We start from the raw sequence: 1342 nt of genomic DNA on the forward strand, positions 1-1342 counted from the left end.
TTAAATTTTTAAGTTTTCTAAAATAAATTTGGCTCTCTTACATAGTTTTTCTGTTCGTATTCCTTGCCCGTATCGTGGTCTTTTAGGAGTTTAACCACGACGGGACTTAGCGCGATGATGGCGATTAAATTCGGCAGTACCATAAGGCCGTTAAACATATCCGCTAGCTCCCAGACGAAATTTATCTTAAGCAAACTGCCTAAAAATATAAACCCGACGACCAAAATTTGCAAGACGCGCACGAATTTAGCGCCGAAAAGATAGCGAACGTTTATCTCGGCAAAATAATACCACCCAAGTATCGTCGTAAACGCAAAGAAAAACAAGCAAACCGCCACAAAGCTATATCCGCCCGTATGCCCCAAAACATGCGAGGAAAAAGCCTCCTGAACGAGTGCGATACCGGTTAGCACGGCTTTGCCGTTTTCAAAACGTATCACGTCCGCGCTTAGCACGACAAAAACCGTGATATTTAGCACGATAAAGGTATCTACGAACACGCTCATGATACCTAGCACCGCCTGATCTACCGGGTGTTTGACGTTAGCTGCGGCGTGCGCGTGAGGGGTAGAGCCCATGCCGGCTTCGTTTGAAAACAGTCCGCGCGCGATACCGTATCTCATCGCCGTAGCTATCGTGGCTCCAGTCGCACCGCCCCAAGCTGCGGACGGATTAAACGCGGCTTCAAATATAAGCGCTATGACGCCGGGAATTTTATCAAGATTAAAGCAAATGATCACAAGTCCGACCGCGACGTACAGGATCGCCATGATAGGTACAATCTTTTCTGCGACTCTGGCGATGGCTTTGACGCCGCCGATAAAGATCATAGCGCAAATCGCCGCCAAAAACAGTCCGCTCGCCCACTGCGGTATGCCAAATGCGCCCTTAAATCCATCCGAAATCGAGTTGGCCTGAACCATATTTCCCATAAATCCGAGCGCCAAAATGATCGCCAGCGCAAAAAACGCCGCCAAAACCTTGGCATAACGGCTCTTTAATCCACAGCTGATATAAAACGCGGGTCCGCCGATCATGTGCCCGCTGTCGTCTTTGGTGCGGTAAATTTGAGCTAGGCAGATCTCTGCGAAATTCGTCGCCATGCCCAAAAACGCCGCGCACCACATCCAAAATATTGCTCCCGGCCCGCCCATGATGAGCGCGGTTGTGGCACCCACGAGGTTGCCCGTGCCCACCTGTGCCGCGACGGCCGTGGCGACCGCCTGAAACGAACTCATGCCCGATTTTCCCGCTGCTTCGCCGTGCAACGAAAAATTACCAAAAAGCCTATTAAGCCCCATCTTAAACTTAAAAATCTGCACGAAGCGCAGCCTAATCGTAA

General features: G+C 50.0%; 1 protein-coding gene. It reads right to left on the reverse strand.

The window, feature by feature from the left end:
* Positions 1 to 17 precede the first annotated feature (17 nt).
* On the reverse strand, positions 18 to 1342 hold a 1325-nt coding region (locus tag Q0314_RS05620; protein ID WP_298057410.1), incomplete at its 5' end, for an alanine/glycine:cation symporter family protein.

The organism is uncultured Campylobacter sp., assembly GCF_938040115.1.
In the GTDB taxonomy this organism is placed as follows: Bacteria; Campylobacterota; Campylobacteria; order Campylobacterales; family Campylobacteraceae; genus Campylobacter_A.